Origin of the sequence: Micromonospora sp. NPDC049044, from assembly GCF_040649215.1 — a bacterium.
GTDB lineage: Bacteria > Actinomycetota > Actinomycetes > Mycobacteriales > Micromonosporaceae > Micromonospora.
This window is the reverse complement of sequence record NZ_JBEZFA010000071.1, coordinates 1-18,907: the sequence shown is the minus strand read 5'-3', so window position 1 is coordinate 18,907 and position 18,907 is coordinate 1. Positions and strand designations below refer to the sequence as shown.

General features: G+C 72.5%; 22 protein-coding genes and 1 pseudogene. 8 read left to right on the top strand and 15 right to left on the bottom strand.

Translation table 11 applies throughout. From position 1 onward, the window contains the following. Nucleotides 1-229: 229 nt before the first annotated feature. Nucleotides 230-1,303: a hypothetical protein gene (locus tag AB0B85_RS33145; RefSeq protein ID WP_357413645.1), complete on the bottom strand. Its 1,074-nt coding sequence runs from the start codon at nt 1,301-1,303 to the stop codon at nt 230-232. Between the two features lie 407 nt (nt 1,304-1,710). Here AB0B85_RS33145 and AB0B85_RS33140 point away from each other — a divergent pair, with 407 nt between their 5' ends. The 3 genes from AB0B85_RS33140 to AB0B85_RS33130 are packed head-to-tail and all read left to right on the top strand — an operon-like array spanning nt 1,711 to nt 4,816. Continuing rightward, nucleotides 1,711-2,070 (top strand): YraN family protein, encoded by a 360-nt coding sequence (locus tag AB0B85_RS33140; RefSeq protein ID WP_357413643.1) that lies wholly within the window; start codon nt 1,711-1,713, stop codon nt 2,068-2,070. A gap of 32 nt (nt 2,071-2,102) precedes the next feature. After that, nucleotides 2,103-3,623, top strand: coding sequence for a YifB family Mg chelatase-like AAA ATPase (locus tag AB0B85_RS33135; RefSeq protein WP_357413641.1), 1,521 nt, complete (start codon nt 2,103-2,105; stop codon nt 3,621-3,623). Continuing rightward, the gene (locus AB0B85_RS33130) at nt 3,620-4,816 is read left to right on the top strand and encodes a DNA-processing protein DprA (RefSeq protein WP_357413639.1); all 1,197 of its coding nucleotides are present in this window, start codon (nt 3,620-3,622) and stop codon (nt 4,814-4,816) included. The genes AB0B85_RS33135 and AB0B85_RS33130 overlap by 4 nt, the downstream gene beginning before the upstream one ends. Here AB0B85_RS33130 and AB0B85_RS33125 read toward each other — a convergent pair. Beyond that, entirely contained in the window at nt 4,791-5,375 is a 585-nt protein-coding gene (locus tag AB0B85_RS33125; RefSeq protein WP_357413637.1) for a hypothetical protein, read from the bottom strand. The two genes, AB0B85_RS33130 and AB0B85_RS33125, sit on opposite strands and share 26 nt — an antisense overlap. A gap of 343 nt (nt 5,376-5,718) precedes the next feature. On the opposite strand from AB0B85_RS33125, the gene AB0B85_RS33120 reads away from it, so the two are divergent. Then, nucleotides 5,719-6,810: a tyrosine recombinase XerC gene (locus AB0B85_RS33120; RefSeq protein WP_357413635.1), complete on the top strand. Its 1,092-nt coding sequence runs from the start codon at nt 5,719-5,721 to the stop codon at nt 6,808-6,810. A 43-nt stretch (nt 6,811-6,853) separates the two neighbouring features. Beyond that, nucleotides 6,854-8,035, top strand: coding sequence for an aminotransferase class V-fold PLP-dependent enzyme (locus tag AB0B85_RS33115; protein ID WP_357413633.1), 1,182 nt, complete (start codon nt 6,854-6,856; stop codon nt 8,033-8,035). On the opposite strand, the gene AB0B85_RS33110 is transcribed toward AB0B85_RS33115, so the two are convergent. Continuing rightward, nucleotides 7,956-8,645: a M23 family metallopeptidase gene (locus AB0B85_RS33110; protein ID WP_357413631.1), complete on the bottom strand. Its 690-nt coding sequence runs from the start codon at nt 8,643-8,645 to the stop codon at nt 7,956-7,958. The two genes, AB0B85_RS33115 and AB0B85_RS33110, sit on opposite strands and share 80 nt — an antisense overlap. Nucleotides 8,646-8,717: 72 nt before the next feature. Between AB0B85_RS33110 and AB0B85_RS33105 the strand changes: the two genes are divergently transcribed. Together AB0B85_RS33105 and AB0B85_RS33100 are read left to right on the top strand one after the other, a co-directional pair. Further along, the gene (locus AB0B85_RS33105) at nt 8,718-8,858 is read left to right on the top strand and encodes a hypothetical protein (protein ID WP_357413629.1); all 141 of its coding nucleotides are present in this window, start codon (nt 8,718-8,720) and stop codon (nt 8,856-8,858) included. 50 nt (nt 8,859-8,908) lie between these two features. Further along, complete coding sequence (locus tag AB0B85_RS33100) at nt 8,909-10,036, top strand: sulfite oxidase (protein WP_357413627.1); 1,128 nt, start codon at nt 8,909-8,911, stop codon at nt 10,034-10,036. A 54-nt stretch (nt 10,037-10,090) separates the two neighbouring features. On the opposite strand, the gene AB0B85_RS33095 is transcribed toward AB0B85_RS33100, so the two are convergent. The 12 genes from AB0B85_RS33095 to proS form a co-directional block, all read right to left on the bottom strand. After that, nucleotides 10,091-10,414, bottom strand: a complete 324-nt coding sequence (locus AB0B85_RS33095; protein WP_007075222.1) for a DUF2469 domain-containing protein — start codon at nt 10,412-10,414, stop codon at nt 10,091-10,093. After that, nucleotides 10,411-11,223 carry a ribonuclease HII gene (locus AB0B85_RS33090; RefSeq protein ID WP_357413625.1) on the bottom strand — a complete coding sequence of 271 codons (813 nt, stop codon included), beginning with the start codon at nt 11,221-11,223 and terminating at the stop codon, nt 10,411-10,413. Before AB0B85_RS33090 ends, AB0B85_RS33095 begins: the two co-directional genes overlap by 4 nt. Continuing rightward, nucleotides 11,217-11,756, bottom strand: coding sequence for an NUDIX domain-containing protein (locus AB0B85_RS33085; protein WP_357413623.1), 540 nt, complete (start codon nt 11,754-11,756; stop codon nt 11,217-11,219). Before AB0B85_RS33085 ends, AB0B85_RS33090 begins: the two co-directional genes overlap by 7 nt. A gap of 47 nt (nt 11,757-11,803) precedes the next feature. After that, a complete protein-coding gene (gene lepB, locus AB0B85_RS33080; protein ID WP_357413621.1) occupies nt 11,804-12,439 on the bottom strand; it encodes a signal peptidase I in 636 nt (211 codons plus the stop codon). Between the two features lie 10 nt (nt 12,440-12,449). Then, nucleotides 12,450-13,319, bottom strand: a complete 870-nt coding sequence (lepB, locus tag AB0B85_RS33075; protein WP_357413619.1) for a signal peptidase I — start codon at nt 13,317-13,319, stop codon at nt 12,450-12,452. 183 nt (nt 13,320-13,502) lie between these two features. Beyond that, the gene (rplS, locus tag AB0B85_RS33070) at nt 13,503-13,859 is read right to left on the bottom strand and encodes a 50S ribosomal protein L19 (protein WP_030487486.1); all 357 of its coding nucleotides are present in this window, start codon (nt 13,857-13,859) and stop codon (nt 13,503-13,505) included. Nucleotides 13,860-13,999: 140 nt separating this feature from the next. Continuing rightward, nucleotides 14,000-14,773 carry a tRNA (guanosine(37)-N1)-methyltransferase TrmD gene (gene trmD, locus AB0B85_RS33065; protein WP_357413617.1) on the bottom strand — a complete coding sequence of 258 codons (774 nt, stop codon included), beginning with the start codon at nt 14,771-14,773 and terminating at the stop codon, nt 14,000-14,002. A 10-nt stretch (nt 14,774-14,783) separates the two neighbouring features. Further along, nucleotides 14,784-15,338, bottom strand: a complete 555-nt coding sequence (rimM, locus tag AB0B85_RS33060) for a ribosome maturation factor RimM (RefSeq protein WP_357413615.1) — start codon at nt 15,336-15,338, stop codon at nt 14,784-14,786. Next, complete coding sequence (locus tag AB0B85_RS33055) at nt 15,338-15,598, bottom strand: RNA-binding protein (RefSeq protein ID WP_172862164.1); 261 nt, start codon at nt 15,596-15,598, stop codon at nt 15,338-15,340. The genes rimM and AB0B85_RS33055 overlap by 1 nt, the downstream gene beginning before the upstream one ends. After that, complete coding sequence (gene rpsP, locus AB0B85_RS33050) at nt 15,573-16,061, bottom strand: 30S ribosomal protein S16 (protein WP_357413613.1); 489 nt, start codon at nt 16,059-16,061, stop codon at nt 15,573-15,575. The genes AB0B85_RS33055 and rpsP overlap by 26 nt, the downstream gene beginning before the upstream one ends. A gap of 229 nt (nt 16,062-16,290) precedes the next feature. Continuing rightward, nucleotides 16,291-16,938, bottom strand: a complete 648-nt coding sequence (locus tag AB0B85_RS33045) for a DUF402 domain-containing protein (RefSeq protein WP_357413611.1) — start codon at nt 16,936-16,938, stop codon at nt 16,291-16,293. A 73-nt stretch (nt 16,939-17,011) separates the two neighbouring features. Beyond that, nucleotides 17,012-18,418, bottom strand: a complete 1,407-nt coding sequence (proS, locus tag AB0B85_RS33040; protein WP_357413609.1) for a proline--tRNA ligase — start codon at nt 18,416-18,418, stop codon at nt 17,012-17,014. Between the two features lie 297 nt (nt 18,419-18,715). Here proS and AB0B85_RS33035 point away from each other — a divergent pair. Continuing rightward, nucleotides 18,716-18,907 (top strand): annotated as a pseudogene (locus AB0B85_RS33035) (hypothetical protein); the annotation flags it as partial.

Genomic DNA, 18,907 nt, shown 5'->3' with positions numbered 1-18,907 from the left:
CGAACTCAACGGACGACCACGCCAAACCCTCGACTGGCAAAATCCAGCCGAGGTACTCCACAAACACCTGGTTGCAACCGCCACTTGAAACCGCCTGGCGTGGACACCGCGATTTCCAGGAAACCGAGTCGATCATGCCTGCGGGCAGGGCGAGGGCGGGCAGGGCGAGGGCGGGCGGGGCGAGGGCGGTCCCGCCGGGCCGGGTGGGCCCGGGCGCTTGGCTCAGAGGTCAGCCGACGGCGAGCGCGGCGGCGACGAAGAGCACCAGGCCGACGGTCAGGTAGGCAGTCGGTGGACGCAGCCAGCCCCGGCCGGTGTCGGAGAGCGCCAGACCTCCGGTTCGGAGCCCGTAGAGCCCGATCGCGAAGATCGGCAGCCCCGCCACCAGGGCGATACCGACCACGACGTTCCCGGCGTCCACCGGATCGCCGGTCACGCCCGCGAGCAGCACCCGCAGCGCGGGAACCTCGAAGATCAACACCAGCAGGGCGAAGAGTACGGCCAGCACCGGCCGACGGGTCCGGTAGACGCCATCGGCGGTCGGCGGATACACCGACGGCTCGGCGGTGGGCAACTCGGGGCGGGGTCCGATGCCCGGCATCGGACCGGTCGGCATGTCCAACGGATGCGGCGTCTCGCCGCCGCCCCGGGTGGGCTCGATGATCGGATACCCGCTGAGCGGGGCGGGACGGACCTGGTCGGCGAGCACACCGGGCGGCGTCTCGGCGACCGGCGTCGCCGAACGGACGGCCTCCTCACGGCCGACGGTCAACGGCGCGTCCGTCGCGGCCGACTCCCGGGCGGCCCGACGACCGGGAAGCTCTCCGGAAATCTCCGACGGGTCCCGGTCAGCCCGCCGAGACCGGGTCACCCGGTATGCCTCGGTCTCCGGCCGAACGTCAGCCAACGGGTCGACCGCGCCGAACCGTCCCGAGTCGGGTTCGCCCGCACCGAACCGGCCGGGCTGGGCGTCCACCGCACCGAAGCGACCCGAGTCCGACTCCGGAGCACCACCGAACCGGCCCGCGTCCACCGCGCTCAACCGACCCGAGTCCGACTCCCCAGCACCACCGAACCGGCCCGCGTCCACCGCGCCGAAGCGCCCGGAGTCCGGCTCCCGGCGTCGGCCGACGCCGGTGTCCTCGACGGAGCGGGTCCCGTCGGGCCCACGCTGCTCGGGAACCTCGTCCCGGTACCGCGGTTCGCCCGCGGCGCGCCACTCCGACTCGCCGTAACCGTGACCCCGCTCGTCGGGGTACCAGCGCGACTCCTGATCTTCCGGGAAACTCCGTCGTCCGTCCACGTCAGGCACCGTATGCGACCGGCCACGCCCGCGCCATTTCGGCCCGACCCGCCGCGGCCTCCCGTTCGATGATCACCGCGACCGGACGACCCGCAAAGGGAACGCGCCGCCGCCTCCGCGAGCGTTGATCAGGTGCTGAAAAGTAGGTCCGCAGCCGGCCTGGCGACTACTTTCCATCACCTGATCATGGTGAACGGCGCCATTGTCAGCCGGTCCTGCCGCCCGGCACCGGCGGCGGTGTCCGCGAGCTGTGCCGGGCTGGAAGTCGCTGACCGGTTCGTTCGTGCCCGAGGCGCCCTAGCACAGCGTGGGCTTGATCGGGTGGTCGTCCACAGCGCAGTGGTTATCCACAGTCGATCTTCCCTGGGGGTCGCGGTGTTCGCACTCCGGCAGGCACCGTGCCGTCCATGACGAAGCGGAACCAGGCAGTCGGCGCGTACGGGGAGCGGTGCGCCGTTCGGCACCTGACCGAGGCCGGGCTGCGCCCGATCGCCCGAAACTGGCGCTGTCCGGCCGGGGAGATCGACATCATCGCCTGGGACGGGCCGGTGCTCGCCTTCTGCGAAGTGAAGACCCGCCGGGGTGACGGTTTCGGCACCCCGGCCGAGGCGGTCGTACCGGCCAAGGCCCGCCGGCTGCGGGGGCTCGCCGCGCGCTGGCTGACCGAGACCGGCACGACCGCCGAGGAGGTGCGTTTCGACGTGCTGTCGGTGCGGCTGCCCGAGGCCGGCCCGGCGCAGGTCGACCACCTCAAGGGCGCGTTCTGAGATGCGTACGCCGAAGGGCCGGTGACGGCGTCATGAGCTACGCGAAGGTGCTCTGCGTGGGTCTGGTCGGGGTGACCGGCCACCTGGTCGAGGTGGAGGCCGACCTGGCCGCCGGCCTGCCGGCAGTGGTGATCTCCGGCCTGCCGGACACCGCTCTGCACGAGGCCCGCGACCGCGTCCGCGCCGCGGTGGTCAACTCCGGTCAACGCTGGCCCAACCGGCGGATCACCCTCAACCTGCTGCCCGCCACGCTGCCGAAGTTCGGCTCGGCCTTCGACCTGGCCATCGCCGCCGCTCTGTTGGGCGGCTCGGGTGAGCTGCCGCTGCTTCCGCTGGAGGGTGTGGTGGTCCTCGGCGAGTTGGGGCTCGACGGCACGGTCCGGCCGGTGCGCGGCGTGCTCCCGATGGTCGCCGCCGCGGCCCAGGCCGGCGTCGAGCGGGTGGTCGTCCCGGTCGGCAACGCCGCCGAGGCCGCGGTCATCCCCGGGGTACTGGTGCGAGCGGTGGACCACCTGCACCGGCTGGTCTCCTTCGTCCGCGACGGCACCCCGCTGATCGAGCCACCGGCAGCCGCGCCGACACCTGTCGTCGGCGGGCCGGATCTCGCCGACGTCGCCGGGCAGCAGGTGGGCCGACGTGCGTTGGAGGTGGCCGCCGCCGGTGGGCACCACGTGGCACTGCTCGGTCCCCCGGGCGCCGGCAAGACGATGCTCGCCGAACGACTACCGTCGATCCTGCCCGAGTTGGACGACGAGGCGGCGTTGGAGGTGACAGCGCTGCACTCGGTCGCGGGGCTGCTGCCGCCGGGCGGTCGGTTGCTGCGACGCCCACCGTTTCAGGCACCGCACCACACCGCGACGGTGCCGTCGCTGGTCGGCGGCGGCTCGGGGCTGGCCCGGCCGGGCGCGGTGTCGCTGGCCCACCGAGGCGTGTTGTTTCTGGACGAGGCGCCCGAGTTCAGCAAGGGCGCGTTGGAGGCATTGCGCCAACCCTTGGAGCACGGTCACATCCAGCTCAGCCGCAGCGGTGGCGGCACCGTCTACCCGGCCCGGACCCAGTTGGTTCTGGCAGCCAACCCTTGCCCCTGCGCGAAACCGGCCGGCGACTCCCATTGCGAGTGCTCCGCGTTGGTCCGTCGTCGCTACCTGGGCCGGCTCTCCGGGCCGCTGCTCGACCGGATCGACGTACAGGTGCGGCTGATGCCCGTGCGGGCGGCGGAGTTGATGGCACCCGACGGCGACGTCGAGTCGTCCGCGACGGTCGCCGCGCGGGTGGCGGCGGCCCGACAGGCGGCAGCGGCCCGCTGGGCCGTCCTCGGCCGAAGGCTCAACGCCGAGGTGGACGGCCCGCATCTGCGTCGACCGCCGTGGCGGCTGCCCGCCCGGGTCACCGCCGAGCTGCGCGGCCGGCTCGACTCCGGCTCACTGTCGGCACGCGGCTTCGACCGGGTGATCCGGATGGCCTGGACCATCACCGACCTGGACGGCCGGGACCGGCCAGACCGGGACGACGTGCGGGAAGCGATCCAACTCCGGACGGGAGAAGCGATGTGAGTGCCGACGACGAGCGCAGGCTGGCCCGGGTCGCGCTGACCTGGCTGGCTGAGCCGGGCACCCGCGTGGTCTACCACCTGGTCGAACGGCTCGGGCCGGTGGCGACCCTGAACCTCCTGCTCGACGGGGGCAGCCCGGACGGCTGGCTGCGCAGCACGGTGGCGGCCAAACTGGCCGGCGGTGACGCGCGGGCGGTGGCGGCCGAGGCGCTTGAGCGCGCCGACCGGCTCGGTGCCCGACTTGTCACGCCGGAGGACGAGGAGTGGCCGGCCCGGGTCGCCGACCTGGCCACGCTGCGCCTGCCGGACGTCGCCCGCCGGGTGGACGGTGAGACCGCCCCACCGCTCTGCTTCTGGGTACGCGGAGGCTGGCCGCTGGGCGAGGCCCTGGATCGTTCGGTGGCCGTGGTGGGGGCGCGGGCGGCCACCGGGTATGGGCAGCATGTCGCTACCGAGTTGGGATACGGCCTGGCCGAGCGGGACTGGACAGTCGTGTCCGGTGGCGCGTTCGGCATCGACGCCGCCGCCCACCGGGGTGCCCTGAACGCCGGTGGCCTGACCGTCGCGGTGCTTGCCTGTGGACTGGACCGGCCGTACCCGATGGGGAACGCCGCACTCTTCGACCGGATCGCCGACACCGGGTTGCTGGTCAGCGAGTGGCCGCCCGGCGCCGAGCCGTTGCGGCCCCGGTTCCTGATCCGCAACCGGGTGATCGCCGCGGGCACCCTGGGCACCGTCCTGGTGGAGGCGTCGGCGCGCAGTGGCGCGACCCAGACCACGCGGCGAGCCTTGTACACGCGTCGGGCGGCAATGGTGGTGCCCGGGCCGGTGACCTCGGCGATGTCTGTCGGCGCGCACGAGTTCCTCCGCGACAACCCCAGGGCCCGGCTGGTCACCGGTGTGGCACACGTACTTGAGGAGGTGGGCCGGATCGGCGCGGACCTGGCTCCGCCGGCGCGGGGCCCACAGCGGCCCGCCGACACGCTCGACGACGATGCGCGCGCACTGCTGGAGGCGTTACCCCGTCGAGGGGCCAGGGGTGTGGACGCCCTCGCGACCCGGGCCGGTCTCGACGTGCGCACCACGATGCGCAAGCTGTCCCTGCTTGAGGAGTTGTCGATGGTGGTCCGTCGCGATGACGGTTACGCCCTCGCCGCGCTGCCGACGGTCAGCAAGAGGGAGGCCCCGATCTGAGCTGGACGAGGACGTCGCGCTCCCACACCGCAAGTTCTGCCGCGAAGTCGCTGCTGCCGGGGTCGGATTCGTCGAGGTACGGCTTGAGAGCGCCAGCCGCGGTGACCAGGCCCGCGGCGCGGACCAGCCGGCGTAGGTCTGCTGGGGCCAACTCACGCCACTGCGGCGCGACGCGTACCGCCACCTCCGTCGGCATCGGCAGGCAGGCCCGGAACGCGGCGATCGCGTGCCGGGGGTCCAGCAGCGCGACCTCCGGTGTGGGGCGGGCGTGGCCGAGGGCGACGCTGGTCAGGAGCAGCCGCCGGACGGCCGCCTCATGTTCGTCGATGCCGTTGGTGTCCTGGGTCCGCCGGAGCACCACGTCGTAGGCGACGGAGTGGGTCCGCCAAGCTACCGGGGAAACCTCGGCGCCCTCCTGAGTGAGTTGCGTCGTGAACAGTTGCAGAACGCCCAACCACTCGTTACCCGTCCACTGCACGTGATCGGGCTCAGCAGAGAGCAGCCAAGTGACGAGGCCCGACCGGTCGAGCCTCGTCACCTGCTCCCAGTCAGCGGTCACCGGACCGGCACGCCGAGCTTCGCGACGGCGTTCGATGCCACGCTTCTCGCCGCCAGCGTCGGTTCGGTAGTGGTCGGTGTGCTCATCGATCTCAACTCCCCACTAACAGTCAGGGGCGTTACCGATCACGACCGCCGCACCCGCGCCCAGCACGTCGGCGCCACAGGTGACAGTCGGGTGCGGATGACCTTATTGCCTTCGACGGACTCCGACACCACCCCGAGGGCGTCCTCGCCCGGACATCGGCATCGTCGTGACCGGTGGAGCGCACCCGTCCGCCGTAGGCTGGTGGTGTGTCAGCTGCCAGTGCGGGGGCCGGAGCCGACGAACCGGCGCGTCCGCGATGAGCCGGCCCGACCGGAGTACCCGGGCCATGCACCAGGCGCTGCCGCCAGCGCTGCGGGACGCCGTCGACGACTTCGCCGAACACCTGTCCCGGGTGCGGAACCGGTCCACGCACACCGTCCGCGCGTACGTCACCGATCTGGTCTCGCTGCTCGACCATGCCGTCCGGATGGGCTGCGTCGACCTGACCGAGCTTGACCTGTCGGTGCTGCGCAGCTGGCTGGCACGGCAGCGCACCACTGGTGCGGCGCGCACCTCGTTGGCGCGGCGGGCCGCGTCGGCGCGGGCGTTCAGCGCCTGGGCGCACCGAGCCGGGTTGCTCTCCGTCGACGTCGGTGCGGGGCTGGCCAGCCCGCGTGCGCACCGGGACCTGCCGAGCGTGTTGCGCGCCGACCAGGCGGCCGCGTTGGTCGAGGCGCCGGCCCGGCGAGCACCGCCCAACAACCCGCCACCCCCCGACCTACCGCACCCAGCCCGCACCGGCCCAGCCCGCACCGGCCCAGCCGGCACCGAGTCCGCAGCCACAGACCTCGCCCGCACCGGCCCCGCACGCACCGATTCGGCGGCGGCCGCACCGAAGGACACCGCGGTGCCATTGCGCGACCGGGTACTGCTGGAGCTGCTGTACGCCACCGGCGTACGGGTCAGTGAGGCCTGCGGGCTGGACGTCGGGGATGTCGACAGCGGTCGACGGGTGATCCGGGTGTTCGGCAAGGGCGGACGGGAGCGCTCGGTGCCGTACGGGGTACCCGCCCAGCGGGCGCTCGACGACTGGCTGCGCCGGGGCCGCCCGGCGCTGGTGGGCGACCGCTCCGGGGACGCGCTGCTGCTCGGCGCGCAGGGTGGTCGGCTCAATCCGACGACAGCACGTCAGATCGTCGGTGCGTACGCCGAGGCCGCCGGTCTGCCCCGGACGAGCCCGCACGGTCTACGCCACTCGGCGGCCACCCACCTGCTTGAAGGTGGTGCGGACCTACGCGCCGTGCAGGAGCTGCTCGGCCACTCGTCGTTGGCCAGCACGCAGATCTACACGCACGTCTCGGTGGAGCGGCTGCGTGCCGCCTACCGCCAGGCCCACCCGCGCGCCTGATCAAGCTCCGCGGAGCGGGAGCGCCGGCGGTTACGATCATCAAGTGAGCGTCCCGCAGCCCCCTGAGCCGATTCCGGGCGCCCGCCTGCTCTTCTCCCTGGACCCGGCGGTCAGCCACCTCAACCACGGCTCGTTCGGCGCGGTCCCGATCGGGGTGCAGCGCGCCCAGCAGCGGCTGCGTGACGAGATGGAGTCCAACCCGCTGCGCTTCTTCACCAAGGGGCTGGTCGACCGGATCGCCCACACCCGCCGACACCTCGCCGGGTTCCTGGGTGCCGACCCGGACGGCAGCGCCCTGGTCGGCAACACGACGACCGGTGTCGCCGTGGTGCTCCAGTCGATGGGCCTGCGGGCCGGCGACGAGGTGCTCAGCACCGACCACGGCTACGGGGCAGTGAGCCTGGCCATCCACCGCGAGTGCCGCCGCACCGGGGCGGTCAGCCGGGTCCTGCCGATTCCACTGGCCGCGACCGACGATCAGCTCGTGCAGATCGTCCGCGACGGCCTGCGCCCCGGCCGGACCCGACTGCTCGTCGTCGACCAGCTCACCTCGGCCACCGCGAAGCTCTTCCCGACCGCCGCCATCGTCGGGGTGGCCCGCGAACACGGCACACCGGTCCTGGTCGACGCCGCGCACGCCCCGGGGATGCTGGCCACGACGGTGGCCAGCATCGGCGCCGACTTCTGGGTGGGCAACCTGCACAAGTGGGCGTACGCCCCGCGCGGTACCGCGCTGCTGACTGTGGCACCGCAGTGGCGGGACCGGATCGAGCCGCTCGTGGTCTCCTGGGAGCAGGAGTCGGGCTTCCCGGCCCGGATCGAATGGCAGGCGACGCTCGACTACACGTCCTGGCTGGCCGCCCCGGCCGGGCTGTTCACGCTGCGCAGTCTCGGCCTCGACCGGGTACGGGCGCACAACGCCGCACTCGCCGCGTACGGCCAGCGGGTGGTGGGGGAAGCGCTGAAGGTGCCCCCCGCCGAGCTGCCCGACCCCGGCGGGCCGGGGGTGTCTCTGCGCCTCATCCCGTTGCCGGCCGGGACGGCCGCCACCATCGACGCGGCGCGGGCGTTGCAGGCGCGGATCGGCGAACGGCTCGCCGCCGAGGTGGCGGTGATGAGCTGGAACGGCAGTGGGTGGTTGCGGCTCACCGGTCAGGTCTACAACGTCGCCGACGAGTACGAGCGGCTGGCCGTGCGGCTGCCGGCGCTGCTCGCCCAGCGCTGACCCCGCGGGTGCCGGCCCCACCGACCGGCAGCAGTCGCACCGGGCCGAGGCCGAGCAGTGCCAGCGGGTCGAGATAGTCCGCGCCCCGGCGCAGGCCCCAGTGCAGGCAGGCTTCGGCGGGGCAACCCGGGTGGCCCGGCAGCAGCTCACCGAGGGGCGTGCCGGCGGCGACCGGTTGACCGGGACGCACCGTCGGTCGCACCGGCTCATGGGTGGTGCGCAGCCCGTCGGGGTGCCCCACGGTGATCACCGGTCGGCCGGCAACCAGGCCGGCGAAGAGCACGGTGCCCGGACCGGCGCTGCGGACCACCGCGCCGGCCGGCGCGGCCAGGTCGACGCCCCGGTGACCGGGCAGCCACGGTCGGGGCGGCGGGTCGAACCGGCGGACCGGACGAGGCGGACCGTCGACAGGCGGGCGGTACCGTCCGGCGGACGCTGAGGCGGACGTCAGCGCCGCGGCCGGCACGGTGGGCACCGGTGCCCGGCGAGGGCCCGCCGTGACCAGCACGACCAGCCCGCAGAGCTGGACGATCAGCGCGAGGGGAAGCGCGGCGCGGAGCAGCCCGGGATGGTGGACCGGGCCGATGCGCGGTGCGGATGGCTGTCGCATGACAGCAGCCTCGGGCCGCAGCCGGGCCGTCCGCCAGCCCGGCCGAGGAAGCTGTGGACAACAAACGGTCCTGTGGACGACCACCCGGAAGATTCGCTGATCTGCTATGCCCGGGCCGTGGAGACGCCGGCCGCGCTGGGTCGCTCCCCGGCCGTCAGCACCGAGGTCGACCGCTCGTACGGCCGGTCGTCCACTGCCGCACTGCCTGGCTAGGCTGGGTGGCGTACGGCGGGTGCCGCCGTGTGGACCGGGGAGGCCCAGGCATGACCACTGTCGATGACCGGACGCCGACGGTGGCCGACGTGAGCGGCCCGTCCCGGCTCGCGGCGCCGGACGAGGCGATAAGCGCCGAGGAGTTGCAGCTCGCCGCCCGCAACCACGGCATCCCGTTGGAGGCGTTGCGCTACGACGTCACGCCCGCCGGGCTGCACTACCTGCTGATCCACTACGACATTCCGGAGGTCGACGCGGCGGCGCACACGCTCACCGTCGGCGGCGCGGTGGACCGCCCACTGACGGTAAGCCTCGCCGACCTGCGGGAGCGGCCACGGGTCACCCGGCAGGTGACCCTGGAGTGCGCCGGAAACGGTCGAGCCCTGCTGCACCCCCGCCCGGTCAGCCAGCCGTGGCTGGTCGAGGCGGTCGGCAACGCCGAGTGGACGGGCACCCCCCTCGCGCCGCTGCTGCGGGAGGCGGGCCTCGGGCCGGACGCGGTCGAGGTGGTCTTCACCGGCGCCGATCACGGGGTCGAGCGCGGGGTCGAGCAGGACTACCAGCGGGCGCTGCCGGTTGCCGACGCGCTGCGCGAGGAGGTGCTGCTGGCGTACGAGATGAACGGCGCTCCCCTGCTGCCCCAGCACGGCGCTCCGCTGCGGCTGATCGTGCCCGGCTGGTACGGCATGGCGCACGTCAAGTGGCTGCACTCGATCGAGGTCCGGACCGAGCCGTTCGAGGGGTACCAGAACGCGGTGGCCTACCGGGTGCGCACCGACGCCGACGACCCGGGCGTGCCGGTCACCCGGATCGAGCCGCGGGCGCTGGTCCGCCCGCCCGGCTTTCCCGACTTCATGTCCCGTCGCCGGGTCGTACGCCCCGGCCCGTGCACAGTGGACGGTAGGGCCTGGTCCGGGCACGCCCCGGTGGTGGCCGTGGAGGTCACCACCGACGGTGGGCAGAGCTGGACGCCGGCCGAGCTGGACCCGGCGGCGGCAGGCGACTTCGCCTGGCGGCGCTGGCGGTACGAGTGGACCGCCACCCCGGGCCGGCACGTGCTCGGTGCGCGGGCGACTGACGCGTCCGGGCGGACCCAGCCGGTCGAGCAGCCATGGAACCGGGGCGGCTTCGCCAACAACCTGGTGCAGCGGGTCGAGGTGCTGGTGCCGGCCGAGTGATCGGCGGCAGGTGCTACACCACGGGTGGGGGGCCCGCGTTGCAGCCGGGCGCGGTCAGCCGCCGAAGCCGGAGTCGGCCGGCAACGAGATGTCGGGCTTCTCCAACTCCTCGACGTTGACGTCCTTGAAGGTCATCACCCGGACGTTCTTGACGAAACGGGCGGGACGGTACATGTCCCACACCCAGGCGTCGTGCATCTCGACCTCGAAGTAGACCTCGCCGTCGGAGTTGCGCACGTGCAGGTCGACCTGGTTGGCCAGGTAGAACCGACGCTCCGTCTCCACCACGTACGAGAATTGGCGGACAATGTCGCGGTACTCCCGGTAGAGCTGCAGCTCCATCTCGGTCTCGTACTTCTCGAGATCTTCCGCGCTCATCGCACTCCGCCTTCCATGGCCACATCTTCCCCCACCGACGTCTGAGGCCGAGGCTGCTCGCCCAACGCCACGCCGACGGTACCCCCTGACGCCCCGGAGCGCTCCATCGGCTCTTCCCGGTCGAATCCGCCGGGACGTCTGGCGCGCGGCGGCCGTCCGTCGCGGCCGGAGACCGCTGCGACATTGACGTACGAGAACCGGTGCTCCTGGCACGGCCCGTGCTCGCGCAGCGCCGCCGAGTGCTCCGGGGTGATGTACCCCTTGTGCTCGGCGAAGCCGTACGCCGGGAACACCGCGTCCAGCTCGACCATCAGCCGGTCCCTGGTGACCTTGGCGAGCACGCTGGCCGCCGCGACGCACGCCGCCACCCGGTCACCCTTCCACACCGCCAGGCCGGGCACGCCCAGGCCGTCCACGCCGAAGCCGTCGGTAAGCACGTACTCCGGGCGGGTGCTGAGGGAGGCGAGCGCCCGGCGCATCGCGGCCAGGTTGCACACGTGCAGCCCGCGGGCGTCCACCTCCTCGGCGGGGATGACCACCACTGCGTACGCGAGCGCCCGGTCCACCACCTCGGCGTACACCCGTTCCCGGCTGGCCGGGGTGAGCAGCTTCGAGTCGGCCAGCCCCTCGATCTCGCCGGGCCGGCCTTCGGGCAACACTGCGGCGGCGGCGACGAGCGGACCGGCGCACGCGCCGCGGCCGGCCTCGTCGGCGCCGGCGACGTGCCGGAAGCCTCGCCGTTGCAGCGCCCGCTCCAGGGCGTACAGGCCGGCCTCGCGGCGCACGACGGTGCGCGGTGGGGTCAGCACGACGCCTCGTTCCGGTCGGTGGTGGTCGACCGCCCCAGCCGGGTCAGCAGGGCGGGCAACTCGGGCGGATAGAAGCGTTCGCCGCTGGCCGCCAGGTCGTCGGGCAGCCACCAGCGGTGCCCGGCGATGCTGCGCTTCTCGACGTCGGTGAAGCCGACCGTGTCCACCTGCCAGGACGGCACCCTGAGGAGGAAGAAATCCTGCGCCTGGCGGTACCACGTGCCGTCGAACGGGAACTCCGTCGCGTCGGACCAGACCGGCTCGCCCAGCTCGGCCGGGTCCACCCGCAGCCCGGTCTCCTCGGCCAACTCGCGGGCCGCGCCCGCCGCCGGGGACTCGTCCGGGTCGAGCCCGCCGCCCGGGGTGAACCAGTAGCGGTGGCCGGGTCGGGTCGGGTCGAAGCCCTCGAACAGCAGGACCCGGCCCGCCGTGTCGACGAGCAGCACGCGGGCCGCGCGTCGAGAGGTGTAGACACGGTCGCCGCTGTTCGCGACTGCGGGGCTCGCAAGCTCATTCCTCGCGCTCACGTTCACCGCCCCAGCCTGCCAGACCGACGGCGGATCGCCCACGCCCCGCCGGTCTACGGCTTGGGAATGCCGTCGAACTGGTCGGGCACCGTCAGCCAGGTGGCCCGGCTGACCGGCCAGAAGACGGTGAACGCCCGCCCGACCACGTCGTCCTCGGGGATGGTGGCCTCGGTGATGTTCTGCCCGGACTGCTGCCAGTGCTCCAGCGAGTCACCGGAGGCCGAGCGGTGGTCGCCCATCACCCACAGCCGGCCCTTCGGCACGGTGATGTCGAACTCCTGGTCGGCCGGCTTGTCGCGGACCCCGTCCATGGAGAAGATGTACGGCTCGTCCAGCGACTTGCCGTTGATCATCAGCCGTTCCTGCGGGTCGCAGCAGACCACGTGATCACCGGGAACGCCGATCACCCGCTTGATGAAGTCCTCACCCTCGGGGTTGCCGCTCCACTCGATCGGAGCCTTGAAAACGATCACCTCGCCCCGGTGCGGCGAACGGAAGTCGTAGACCAGCTTGTTGACCAGCACCCGGTCATCGATCTTGAGAGTGTTTTCCATGGACGGGGAGGGGATGAAGAAGGTCTGCAGCACAAAGGCGCGGACCAGCACCGCGACCAGGATCGCCACACCCAGCAGGATCGGCAGCTCCTTCCAGAAGGAGCTGCGCGGCTTGTCGGTCTGCTCGTCAATCACGCCAAGGAGCCTACGTTGCCGAACTGGACGTCATCGACCGGAACGCGCGGGAAGCACGTAGTGCGGCCGCCAACGGCAGGATCAGCAACACACCACCCTGCGGGGTCGGTCGCACCGGGGGCGCGCCCGAGGATGCCGTGCCCGGGGCGGGCACGTCGTCGAACGTCGCCGGCACCGACAGCGGGTTCCACCGCGACGAGGGCCAGACCACCATGAACGCCCGGCCGACCACGTTGTCGATCGGCACCGGGCCCTGGCAGCGCGCGTCCTGGGAGACCTCGCGGTGGTCGCCCATCACGAAGATCTGACCGGGCGGTACGACGACCTCGTCGAAGCGCCGGGAGCGGCACTCCGACGGGTTGGGCGGCAGGTCCAGCGGGGAGTCCCGCAGGACGTACGGCTCGTCGAGGGGCGTGCCGTTGACAGTCACCCGCCCCTGGCTGTCGCAGCATTTGACCCGGTCGCCGGGGAGACCGATCACCCGCTTGATGAAGTCCTTCTCACCGGGACGGCTCACGCCGACCAGGTCGCCGACGGTCCGGGTCAGCTTGCCGACGAAGCCCGGCTCCGGCTGCTCGTCGACCTGCGGCGCCCAGCGGTCGGTGCCCCGGAAGACCACCACCTCGCCGCGGGCCGGGTCCCGGACGTCGTAGACGACCTTGTTGACAAGCACCCGGTCACCGATGAGGAGGGTGTCCTCCATCGAGCCGGACGGGATGAAGAACGCCTGGAGCAGGAAGGTGCGAATCAGCACCGCGAGGCAGAACGCCACCACGAGCAGCAGCGGAAGCTCCTGCCAGAGCGGCATCTGCCGGCGGCCACGGCGGGCGCGTCGGCGCCACGGATCAACGGTGCCGTCCTCGTCAAGCGTCTGCACCACGCCACTCCCCGGTCCGCAGAAACACCACCGCCCGGGAGCCTCGTCGAGGCTCCACGGGCGGCAGTGGACGGCTACCCGCCCCGATGGGCGGGCCCGCCGCCATGCTGCGCCCGTGACGACCAGGGTAGTGCGATCTGGTCGTTACGGCATACGCGCAGCTCAGGCGGCGTGGCGAGCGGGAAGTCAGCTGGGCTGCTTCTCCCGCTTCTCCTTGATCTTGGCCTTCTTGCCGCGCAGCTCGCGCAGGTAGTACAGCTTGGCGCGACGCACGTCACCGCGGGTCACGACCTCGATCCGGTCGATGCCCGGACCGTTGATCGGGTAGGTGCGCTCGACGCCGACGCCGAAGCTGACCTTGCGGACCGAGAAGGTCTCGCGCAGACCGTCGCCCTGGCGGCGGATCACGACGCCCTGGAAGATCTGGACACGGGACCGGTTGCCCTCGACGACGCGGGCGTGCACCTTGACGGTGTCACCGGCCCGGAAGTCGGGAAGGTCGGTCCGCTTCGACTGGGCGTCAAGGGCGTCCAGGATGTTCATCGCTGCGTCCTCGTAAGGCTCACGGCACACCGTCACTCGGTGCGCGGATGGGTGATTCTGATCCCCAGGTGGTCGGCGGGCCGACCCCGATCGGAGATCCTCGCAGCCGCCCGCGGGCGCGGACGGATGCGGCAACCCCCCTACTTTGCCACATCCCCCGGTGGCAGCTGAAATCCGGCCCGGTCCAGGGCCGCGATGTCCCGTTTGTCGAGCCGATCCGCCGGCAGCGCGGCGAGCAGGTCAGGGCGGCGAGCCGCGGTCCGCAGCAGACCCTCCTCGCGCCGCCAGCGGGCGATCTTGCCGTGGTCACCGGAGCGGAGCACCTCCGGCACGTCGTGCCCGCGCCAACTCGGCGGCTTGGTGTAGATCGGCGCCTCCAGCAGCCCGTGCGCGTGCGACTCCTCGTCAAGCGAGCCCGCGTTGCCGAGCACCCCCGGCAGCAGTCGGGTGACCGCCTCAAGCATCACCAGGACCGCTACCTCGCCGCCGAAGAGCACGTAGTCACCGAGCGAGACCTCGGTCACCGGCATCCGGGTGGCGGCGTGCGACAACACCCGCTGGTCGATGCCCTCGTACCGGCCGCAGGCGAAGAGCAGGTGCGACTCGGCCGCCAACTCGTACGCCATGGCCTGGGTGAACGGCGCGCCGGCCGGCGACGGCACCAGCAGCCGGGGCGGCGGGGCCGCGGCCGGCGCGAGCGCGTCCAGCGCCTCCCCCCACGGCTCCGGGCGCATCACCATCCCCGGCCCGCCGCCGTAGGGGGTGTCGTCGACGGTGCGGTGCACGTCGTGGGTCCAGGTCCGCAGGTCGTGCACGGCAAGCTGGAGTACGCCGTTGGCCCGCGCCCGACCGATCAGCGACAGCTCCAGCGGGGCGAAGTACTCCGGAAAGATCGACACGACGTCGACGCGCATGGGGGTGGTCCTAAAGATCGAGCAGTCCGGCCGGCGGGTCGACGATCACACGTCCACCGGCCAGGTCGACCTCCGGAACGATCGCCCGGACGAACGGGATCAACGCGGTGCGCCCCTCGGGGCGGCGCAGCACCAGCAGGTCCGAGGAGGGGGCGTGGTCGATCCGGGCCACCTCGCCCAGCCGTTCGCCGGCCGGGGTCACCACTGCCAACCCGACCAACTGGTGGTCGTGGAACTCCTCCGGGTCGTCCGGCGGGGCCACGTCGGCGCTGTCCACCACGAGCAGTGTCCCGCGCAGCGCCTCGGCGGTGTTGCGGTCCGGAATGCCCTCGAACGCGACAAGCACCCGCCCCTGGTGGAAGCGGGCATCCTCGATCGTCAGCTCGGCGGGAACCTGGAACGGCACCCCGGGCCCGTCGGTGATGGGCGGGGGTGTTGCCCCGGGTTCGGTGCGCAGCACCGAACCCGGGGCGAACCGTGCTTCAGGCTCGTCGGTCCGCACTTCCACGGTGACCTCACCGCGAACGCCGTGCGGCTTGCCGATCCTTCCGATGACGAGCTGCATCAGTACGAGTCGACGATGTCGACGCGTACCCCGCGCCCGCCGATGGAGCCGATCACCTGGCGCAGCGCCTTGGCGGTCCGACCGGACCGCCCGATCACAGTGCCAAGGTCCTCGGGGTGTACGCGGACTTCGAGCCGCTTACCCCGACGGGAATCGACCATCCGCACCCGGACGTCGTCCGGGTGGTCGACGATGCCCTTGACCAGGTGCTCCAACGCCGGACGCAGAGGCATGTCAGGCCTGCTCACCGGCGTCGGCAGTGGCGGCGGGGGCCTCGGCCGGGGCCTCGGTCGCCGGCGCCTCGGCCGCAGCCTCGGTCTTCGGAGCCTCGGCAGCCTTGGCGGCCTTCTTGGCCGGCTTGGCCGGGGTCTCCGGGGCGAGCCCGGCGGCGGCCTTCGCCTCAGCCTCGTACGCCGCCTTGCGGTCGGCCCGCTCGGGGGCGACGAGCAGCGGCGGCGGGGCCGGCAGGCCCTTGTACTTCTGCCAGTCACCGGTCAGCTCCAGCAGCCGCTGCACCGCCTCGCTCGGCTGAGCGCCGACGGACAGCCAGTACTGGACCCGCTCCGACTTGACCTCGATGACCGAAGGGTCTTCCTTCGGCTGGTAAACCCCGACGAACTCGATCGCCCGACCGTCACGCTTGGTGCGCGAGTCGGCGATGACGATGCGGTACTGCGGGTTGCGGATCTTGCCCATCCGCAGGAGCCGGATCTTTACGGCCACAGTTGTTTCGCTCCTGTTGCGATCTCACCGGCCCGTATGGGCGGTGTGCATGGGTGAGCGCCGACCGGACCCGTGGGGTTGGGCCGGAGACTACTCGGTGGACTAGCGACGTGCCCGGGTTAGAGGGCGCCGGACGCGCGCCGGATACCAGCGACCCATTCTGCCAGATCCGCCGTCGATCTCGCGCATCGGACCCGGACACCGGGCCGGCGGTGACCCGGAACACCTCTCAGCGCACCGGCGGACGGTCCCACCCTGGCGGCAGTTCATCCGGTACGTCCCAATCCGCTGGCGGGGTGAAGTCGCACCAGGTGCCGTCGAACGGGAACTCACCGGCCTCGGCGAGCGCGATCACCCGCTCCCCCTCGGCGCGGACCGCCTTCTCGTCGGTCACCCAGTAGTCGGCACCGAAGGCGAGGCGCTCGACGAACTCGTCCTCGTCCTTCCAGCCCCAGCTCAGGTCCGGGCGTACCACCACGTCGAGGTCCTGGTCCACCACGTCGACACCGGCCACCGGGCCGTCGTCCCAGCGGACGCCGGGCTCCTCCAGGTTGACGTACCAGTTGGCGAATCGGCCCTGCGCGTCCCGGAACCACCAGACGGAGTGCGCCGCCCCGGTGGGCAGGAACTTCAGCAGCGGCGGGCCGTTCCAGCGCCCGTGCGCCAACCGGTACGACGACGAGATCCACTGGGCGAAGGGCATCGCCCGCATCCCCAGCCCGGCCTCGGTCACCTCGTGGGCCACCGGCGAGTCCCGGGCGATCCACACCAGCAGGCCCCGCTCGTCGTCGCTGACCACGCGGCCCGGCCGGACCCAGCCGATCCGGCCGTGCCGCACATTCCGGTGCATGATCAGCCGACCTGCCGTAAAGCGCACGGCAGCACCTCCGGAGCTGTTGACAGGGGGCCCTTCCGCTGCCGCGGGCGCAGGAAGGGCCCTTCCACACGCCTCAGTAGGCGCGGGCGAGGATGGCGATCAGGTCGGGCTCGTCCTCGGAGTCCGGTACCGAGCCGTCGGCGCGCAGCAGGCAGCGCACCGTGACGCCCTGGCCGTTGGCCTCGGCCTCGCCGGCCACGCCGACCGCCGACCACGGCACCTTGGCCCAGCCGGTGGCGGCCGCCTCGATCGCCTCGGCAAGCGTCGACACCTCGACGGTGCGCGACTCGCGGTTGGCCAGCGCCTGGTCGTGCAGCACCTGCTGGTCGGTCTCCAGCGCGGCAAGCACCGCGGCGACCACGTCGGCCACCGGCGTCGGGGACTTCGACCCGTCGGTACGACGCACCACTGTCGCGTTGCCGACGGCCAGGTCACGGGGGCCGACCTCGACGCGTACCGGATAGCCACGCAGCTCGGCGTCGACGGCCCGGCGGCCGAACGCGGTGTCGGTCCGGTCGTCGAGCGCGACCCGGACACCGGCGTCACGCAGGCCGTCGCGCAGCTTGGCCGCCGCCTCGCCCACGCCGTCGCCGTCCTTGACGATCATGACGTACGCCTGGATCGGGGCCAGCTTCGGCGGCACGCGCAGACCGTTGTCGTCGCCGTGCGCCATGATCAGGCCGCCGAGCATCCGGGTCGACGTGCCCCAGGAGGTGGTCCAGGCGTGCTCCCGGCCGCCCTCCTTGGAGGAGTAGCTGATGTCGAACGCCTTGGCGAAGTTCTGCCCCAGCTCGTGACTGGTGCCCAACTGGAGGGCCTTGCCGTCGCCCATCATGCCTTCACAGGTGTACGTGGCAGTCGCCCCGGCGAACCGCTCGCGCGCGGTCTTCAGGCCCACCACGACCGGGATGCCGATCACGTTGACCATCAGATCCTCGTACGCCTCGTGCAGGATCCGCCGCGCGTACGCCCGGGCGTCCTCACGGGTGGCGTGCGCGGTGTGCCCCTCCTGCCAGAGGAACTCGCTGGTCCGCAGGAAGATCCGCGGACGCAGCTCCCACCGGACCACGTTCGCCCACTGGTTGAGCAGTAGCGGCAGGTCCCGGTACGAGTCGATCCACTTGGCCATGAACTCGCCGATCACCGTCTCGCTGGTGGGACGCACCACCACCGGCTCGGCGAGCGGCTTGCCACCACCGTGCGTGACGACCGCCAGCTCCGGCGAGAAACCCTCGACGTGCTCGGCCTCACGCTTGAGGTAGCTCTCCGGGATGAAGAGCGGGAAGTACGCGTTCTCCGCACCCGCCGCCTTGATCCGGGCGTCCATCTCGGCCTGCATCCGTTCCCAGATGGCGTAGCCGGCCGGGCGGATGACCATGGTGCCGCGAACCGGGCCGTTGTCGGCCAGCTTCGCCTTGGCGATCAGGTCCTGGTACCAGCGGGGGAAATCCTCCGCACGGGGAGTGAGCACGCGTGCCATGACCGCACATCCTATGCGCCACGCGGGTCCCCGCCGCGCCCGGGAGGCGCCGCGCCGCGCGAGCGGCGTAGGGCGGGCGCGCGGCCCGCATTTGCCGGGGGGCGGCGGGCGCTGGGGCGGGGGCGCGCAGCGGGCGCTGGGCGGGACGGCGACCCGCCCAGCGCGGGGCGCACGGCGGGCGCTGGGCGGGACGGCGAGCCCGCCCCTCGCAGGGCGCACGGCGGACGCTGGGCGGGACGGCGAGCCCGCCCCTCGCAGGGCGCACGGCGGACGCTGGGCGGGACGGCGAGCCACATCGTGCTCCCGCCATCCCCGATCGACCAGACCGCCACGGCCCTGGCCGACCTGGCCGTGCACCTCTTCACCGCCGCCGCGACCACTCGCCCGCCCCGCTATCTTCAACATCAAGGTCGTCCGCTGACCGAGCGGAAACAGCCCGAAGGGGGCCTGCGCCGAGCGCAGACCCCCTTCGGGTACGCCGATCACGGC